A 6,821-nucleotide genomic window follows, 5' to 3' on the forward strand; every position below is an offset into this window, starting at 1 on the left:
CTCTTCTTTCTCTAATGGAATGCAGTACTTGAAAAAATGAAATGTCTGAAATATTAATTTTTTCATTAGTATATTCCTTCCAGCCAGAAAGTGCTACATTTTATTTTTCATTTCATATAAATAAATCGAGTTGGTGAAAAAAATAAGCTAAAAAGATAAGAGATTTCATTGAAGAAACTTTATTCTTCAAAAAATACATAAAATAAAATCTTAATAGTTAATAATACCTATTTTATAAGCCTCTACTTATGCTTATACTATTCTAGATATTACAATATTTACCTAGGAGGTAAGGGATGAAACGCTTGTTTTTACTGATTCTATCAGCTGCATTAATGTTTGGATTTTTGCCTGCATCCGCTTTCGCAATGGAAGCAAACGACAAAGGTTTTGATGAATTTCTAAAGGAAATCCAGTGGGAAAAATCGGCCTACATAGATTATTTGGAAAGCAAAGGCTATTCTTTGGAAGATTTTGAGTCTGCAGAGGAATTGGGGCTGCCAATCACTGAAGAAACGCTTCAATCCGTTCTTACGGATTTCGAAATGAGCCGCAGCGAATTGAATGCACTGTTGATCGAAAATGGAGACATTGAAGAAGGACAGGATGTCCTGGATACGGAATGGTATTTGTTCATTGAAGAGCTTTCAGATGGCATCAATTTCTATGTGAATGGCGGCACTGCGATTACAGATGATAATCTGCAGGAGCTCCTTGAATACTACGAATTCGAATCCAAAGAAGAACTGGAAAGCTTCTTAAATGAGCAAGGCGATTCAATTGAAAACTACGAATTCATCGAAGACCTCGAGTACGCTTTAGATGATTACATTTATGGCTATGGTGATGAATACGACATTGAAGTCGATATCGAAGGAATGTTTACAGAACTAGGATTGACTTTAGAAGAATTGGAAAGATTAGAAGCTCACTTAGAAACTCTTGATTTTGAAGATCCTGCTTTCCAAGAAAGAGCTGAAGCACTTGCTGACCGCATGATGATGATCGAGGAATTCGAATCAGCAGATGAATTGACGGCGGCTCAGATCTCAGAATTGATCGCAATTTACACAGATGCGCTTAATTTGATGAACTTGGATGCTAAATATTACTTGGTAAAAGGCTCAGAAAAGTTGCCAGTCACATTGGGCACATTAATAACGCTTGAAACAGTTGAAGGCTATGACCTCTTAGTTGAAATTTACAACACACAAGGTACATTCCTAGCTGACTTCATTTTGACAAACGACTCGTTCGGTTCTGACATCATCCAAGAAACGGGTGAAGACATTAAAGTAGTTGAAGAAGAAGTTAAAGAAGAAACTAAAGTTGTAGCTGCTCCGCCTGCAGTTAAAACGCCAGGCAAAAAATCGGAGACAGCACCTGTGAAGAAAACCGTCAAAGGTGGAAAACTTCCGAAAACAGCTTCTGATTACCTTCCAAACGCTTTGATCGGATTGGTTATCGCGCTCGCAGGAGTTGCATTGTTCCGCCGTTCGAAAGCTATGGGACTATAATCGATGAAAAAAAGGTCGAAAGAAGAAAGAAGAATCGGGCGCGGCAAGCGCCTGATTCTTCTTTCCCTGTCAACCGCATTAATTGTTTTCGGGCTTTGGTTCAGCACGACAAATGCTTCAACATTCCTAAAAGGCTACCTTCTATATAAAGCCGATTCTGCCATCGACTCCGCACAAGCGGAACCCGCCGTTGAAGAGCCGGAAGCTAAAAGTACCGGGAAAACGCTGAAACCAAAGGCGCTTTATCAAGAAAAGCCTGTGGAAGGCGACAATATCGGCGACTTGTACATTCCTAAACTCGAAGCCACGCTGCCGATCATCCACGGAACTGACGAAGAAGAATTGGAAAAAGGCGTCGGCCATTTCGCTGGCAGCGTCCTTCCTGGCGAAGACGATAACAGTGTTCTGTCTGGCCACCGCGACACTGTGTTCCGTGAACTCGGTGAAGTCGGCAAAGGCGATTTGCTCGTTGTCACTACTGAAGCTGGCAAATTCACCTACAAAGTCCGCCAAGTCCGGATCGTCGATGAAGATGACCGCACCGTCATCGTCCCGAAACCCAGAGCCACACTCACAGTATCGACGTGCTACCCGTTCGACTTTGTCGGCTACGCACCCGACCGCTATATTTTAGTCGCTGACCTCATTTCTTCTGAATGATGCAGGCATTTTAAAGACCACAAGCAAGCTCAAGAAATTCGAGCTGCTTGTGGTCTTTTTATTTTATAGAATTGATGAAATATCTTCTTCCCGCCCACACAATAAATTATGCCAAAGAAATTTCCCAAACACTCAATGCAATTTTAACAGCTGATATGGAGCCAAACAGCGAGAGAAAACCTTACTGCTCCTGTCTCTGTCTCTGCATCGCTGCGCTAGCGACGAGACAGCCGAGACCACGGAAGCAGCGATAGCGGCCTGAGGAGGGTTGGCGGAATATCAGTTACTACTACTAAAATGAACAGTATTTGATAAAAAACAGTATTTTTATGTAACTTACTGATATTCTTTTTGAATCTTCAGCAACTTTTTTACTAAGGATTGTATTGTTTAATATTTTTAATCGTGTTAATATTCAATTAATTAAGGTAAATATTTATTAAGTTTCATTGATTCTTATTGAAAATAATGTAAGGAGGATGGTGAAATGAAAAAGTATGGGCTTCTGTTCGCTGCTATAATATTGCTGCTGGGAGGTTATCTGGCCTATTTGTTTGAGTTTAAGGAATACAATACATCAGATGCAGAAGTCGACATCCTGACGAAAGAAGAATACGTCATTGAGCTTGCGGATGGTTCGAAAATCGTGTTGGATAAAAACGGCAACTTGATCCGACACATTACAGGCGCAGACGGCAAAGTCACCACAGTCGACGTTGCCGGCAGCTTACCCATCTCACAAGTCAGTGATGGAGCGGTTGCTTCTGCCACTAGCGAAAACGCTAAGTCATCCGCAAAAAAAGGAGAGTCCGGGAATTCCGGCAAAGCTGCTGAATCTAAAGCAGCCAAAGGAAAAACGCCAAAAGCTTCAGTGAAGGATATTAAAAACCAGTACGAGCCTGCTTTAGCGAATATCGAAGAACAAGCCTATGATAATTTGGACAACCTGATCAATCTCGCAAAAAGCGAATACTTGGAAATGGAAGCCAATGACCAGAAAATCAGCTACCCATATTTTTACAATAAATACACTGGCGCGGCCGCTAAACTTGAAGAACGGACCGACAAAGTGTTCAATGCGGTCATGCAAATCATGGAACATGATTTAAAAGTGAACGGGCATTCTACGGAAATAGTCGAGTCTATGCATAAGGAATACAAAAACAAGAAGAACAAACTTCGCCGTGATATCTTGAAAGAAACGGCTGGTTTGTAAATGTACCCATTTAATTGAAATTCCCTTTAATGTATATTGAATAAGAATCCGCCGCGCCGAATCTCCATGCGCCGGCGGTTTTAAGGTTTTTCCTCCCCTAAAATCGATGTATAAGATCTTGAATAAACTTAATTTTACAAATTCTTTGAATAGTATCGCTTAATTCAAAATTATTGGTTAGAATAGAAGTATTATTATAAATTAAGAGCTGGTGGTAGATGCAGGCATTATGCCCACAGCTCTGAGAGCCAGGAAATTGATATGGCTTTTGAACGCAGGATAACGTGAGGAGGAAATGCTGATGAGAGAAAAGATCAATGATTTATTGTCCAAAGAGAATTACGCTTTCGATAAAGACAAATGGAAGTCGATTGAAAATGTGCCTTTCTCGTATAATGCGGGAACTATCCAACTTCTCAACAAGATCAAAAAAAATATGGGAATGGCCAAGGGCATCTATATTTTCAGTGATTCCAATGAACGGATTTTATACATTGGAAAAGGTGCTCCAATCTACAACCGGATCCGCCGCCATTTCGCTAAACTCAAAAAGACCTCCCCTGAAGAGGAAGCCGCATTTCCTGCAAACGATGCCCCGCGCTCAATTTCAATTTACTGGGTTGAAATCGAACAGCCTGAAACCCGGGAAGTTGTAGAGCATATGCTGTGCTATACTTTGAACCCGGAATACAAGAAATGGTATGCAACATAATGGTGATATGGCTGGCAGAACCGGCCATTTCGGTTCTCACCTCCAACTGATATCCCTTTTACTTCATCAAGCATCTTGGGTGCATTGATGATTTTTTCTTTTAAGGCAAAGGCAAAAAACTCTCCAGAAGCAGATGCGCTCCGAGAGAGTTGAGTTTAAACAATGGAGATGTGAAAGACATCTTCTTGCTCCATTTCCTGAACAAGCGTTTTAGCGTAATGCGTAGGATTGGCTTTTTTCAGGGAAAAAACTTTCTCGCTTTTCCGGCTGAGCCCAGACAATATTTCGAGTTCTACCCGAGTTGCATCATCAATCATCAGGCCTGGATTAAAAAATTCGTATGCTGTCAATAACGGCGCTCTGAGGAAATTGAATTCGTATCTGTTCAAGTTCATCAATTTGCTGACAGCAACGCTTTCCGGCAGCTGCAATACTTCATCCGCCCCTTTTTCCAGAATGGCAATATGGGTCACTTCAGCAGTCATCAAGCCTTTCTTTTTCACATTTTTCGATGACGCTTCCCTGCCCTTTTTATCGTTGTTTTTTGAGTAATGGCAAAACGAATTGGTCCACGGAACCGCATAAATTTTGTGGCCATCCGTTATCGCCATATCTTCCGCTATGAACTGTGCACCGTATTCCATACAGGCAGTTGTTGCGCTCAATGTTTTTCCGGTGTCTGGCGGCGCGAATATCGCAATAGTTTTTCCATCTTTTTCAAATGCCGAACAATGGATCGGAGCGTAACCCTTTTTCAGCAGCAACAGCGCTGCAAGATCAGTGACGATGTAATGGACCGAATGGAGATTCATGATTCTGTGCGTGATGAATTTATAATAGGCTTTGTTGACAGTGATTTTCGCTTCATCCGACAGCAGGTTTTCCGCTTTCACCCTCATTTTTTGATTTAATGCGAGTTTGCGTGTGTAATAGATCTTGTCTTCCCCTGGGTTGCCGTTGAAATAATGGTAGCGCCCCATCCCCTTGAGTTGCTCGTCATCATTGAAATTCTCCAATACGACATTGATTCTGACCGCGCATTTGTCGTATTCTTCCCTTGTGGCTTGCGGCATTTCCGTACCAAAACTCCAAGTGAAATTTTTGATATTCGTCTTTACCCCGAGAATGCCTTTCGATGCGATGAAATAATAAATCATCAAATGTCCTCCCCTTCTACAATATCCGCATGATCGTTGGCACTTTCTGCTTGTCAGAGTGCCGGGCATATCCGGACCCCTTTCACCCCCTAAAAAATTTCATTTGAAGCCATTTTAGCGATGAAACGTTAAGGAGAGGTTAAATTGAACCATATCAATTTACATATATGTAATAATATTTACGTTTAAGCGCGCAAAAAAGCCGCCATTGTGCATGGCGGCTTTTTATACGGCATTTATTTTCGGAGGAAAGCCCGGACTGCCCGGTCGGCAGCGCGGCCATCCTCTAAAGAATTGAATTTTTCCTTGAAAGCGATAGCGGCTGCATTCATTTCCGCAGGCGATGCCGCAATCCTGTCAAGTGCATCGAATAATTGCTGTTCAGTTTGGACGATTGGCCCCGGGGCTTCCGCTTCGATATCGAAATAGAACCCTCTCAGCTGATCTCGGTATGTTTCCAAATCATACATGAAGAAAATGATCGGCCGATCCAGTATGGCGTAATCGAAGAAAACAGAAGAGTAATCCGTGATGAGCAAATCTGAAATCAGGTACAAATCGCGGATGTCCGGATAATTCGAAACGTTATAGACGATTCCTTCGTGCGCTGAAAAATCGAAGTTTTCAGCGACAAGGTAATGCATTCTTGATAATAAAACCCATTCAGAGCCGTATTTTTCTTTCCAGGCTTCCAGGTCAAATTTGAAGTCGAATTTATATTGCCCTTTTTTATAAAATTCGTTGTCCCTCCATGTCGGGGCATACAGCATGACTTTCTTATCCCCTGGGATTCCAAGGTTTTTCTTAATCGTACTGCTCAAAGTTTCGGAGGGATTTGCGAGCACATCGTTTCTGGGGTATCCTGACTCGATGACATTGCCCTTATAGGCGAACGCCCGCTTGAAAATACTTGTTGAATAGGCATTTGGCGAAATCAAATAATCCCATTTCTCAGATTCTGCAACAAAATTGCGCTTATAAGCGTCTGTATCAGTACCAGGCATATGGACTTCTTCGATATCGAGGCCCAATTTCTTCAATGGCGTGCCATGCCAAGTCTGCACGTAGACCGTCTTTGATGGCTTCGGCATCCAAAGCGGCAAACGCACATTATTGACCCAATAGCCGGCACGCGGGAATGTCAGGAACCATTGGGGTGTAAAGCGCCGGATATAAGGCACATTGAATTCGTCGAATAATGGCGTGGCACTCTTGTCAACGCTCCACAAAAGATGATATTCCGGAAAATGCTCTTTCATGTATTCGTAAAGCGCTCTCGGATTATCACTATATTGTTTCGCATGGAAGCTTTCAAAAATGACCAAATTCTTTTTCCGCGGGAGCTTGCCCAGAACCACGAAGGCCGTGCGGAAAAGCTTTAATACAAATCGATTGTTTTTCAGAGACTTTACTGTTGTCGCTAGCATTTAGTTACCTCGCTATTTCCTGTTTCTCATTCTCTAAGCAATGCCCTTGGCGAAATCATTTCATCGCAAACGCAGACACGCTCTTCACATCAATGTCCGCCACTTGAAAGTTAAACTATTTCCATATAAATT

At 42.1% G+C, this 6,821-nt stretch carries 6 protein-coding genes; 4 read left to right on the forward strand and 2 right to left on the reverse strand.

All coding sequences use genetic code 11. From position 1 onward, the window contains the following. Positions 1-296: 296 nt before the first annotated feature. From QMA09_RS13530 to QMA09_RS13545, 4 genes are all read left to right on the forward strand, one after another. The gene (locus QMA09_RS13530; RefSeq protein WP_290213483.1) at positions 297-1,517 is read left to right on the forward strand and encodes a processed acidic surface protein; all 1,221 of its coding nucleotides are present in this window, start codon (positions 297-299) and stop codon (positions 1,515-1,517) included. 3 nt (positions 1,518-1,520) lie between these two features. Beyond that, complete coding sequence (locus tag QMA09_RS13535) at positions 1,521-2,177, forward strand: class D sortase (RefSeq protein ID WP_135504004.1); 657 nt, start codon at positions 1,521-1,523, stop codon at positions 2,175-2,177. 487 nt (positions 2,178-2,664) lie between these two features. After that, positions 2,665-3,393, forward strand: a complete 729-nt coding sequence (locus QMA09_RS13540) for a hypothetical protein (protein ID WP_290213484.1) — start codon at positions 2,665-2,667, stop codon at positions 3,391-3,393. A 301-nt stretch (positions 3,394-3,694) separates the two neighbouring features. After that, positions 3,695-4,105 (forward strand): GIY-YIG nuclease family protein, encoded by a 411-nt coding sequence (locus tag QMA09_RS13545; RefSeq protein WP_158290565.1) that lies wholly within the window; start codon positions 3,695-3,697, stop codon positions 4,103-4,105. 155 nt (positions 4,106-4,260) lie between these two features. Here QMA09_RS13545 and QMA09_RS13550 read toward each other — a convergent pair whose 3' ends face one another. Together QMA09_RS13550 and QMA09_RS13555 are read right to left on the reverse strand one after the other, a co-directional pair. Continuing rightward, on the reverse strand, positions 4,261-5,262 hold the full coding sequence (locus QMA09_RS13550) for a hypothetical protein (protein WP_290213485.1): 1,002 nt from the start codon (positions 5,260-5,262) through the stop codon (positions 4,261-4,263). Between the two features lie 236 nt (positions 5,263-5,498). Next, the gene (locus QMA09_RS13555) at positions 5,499-6,689 is read right to left on the reverse strand and encodes a CDP-glycerol glycerophosphotransferase family protein (RefSeq protein ID WP_290213486.1); all 1,191 of its coding nucleotides are present in this window, start codon (positions 6,687-6,689) and stop codon (positions 5,499-5,501) included. Between the last annotated feature and the right edge of the window lie 132 nt (positions 6,690-6,821).

The organism is Planococcus sp. APC 3906 (genome assembly GCF_030407685.1).
In the GTDB taxonomy this organism is placed as follows: domain Bacteria; phylum Bacillota; class Bacilli; order Bacillales_A; family Planococcaceae; genus Planococcus; species Planococcus koreensis.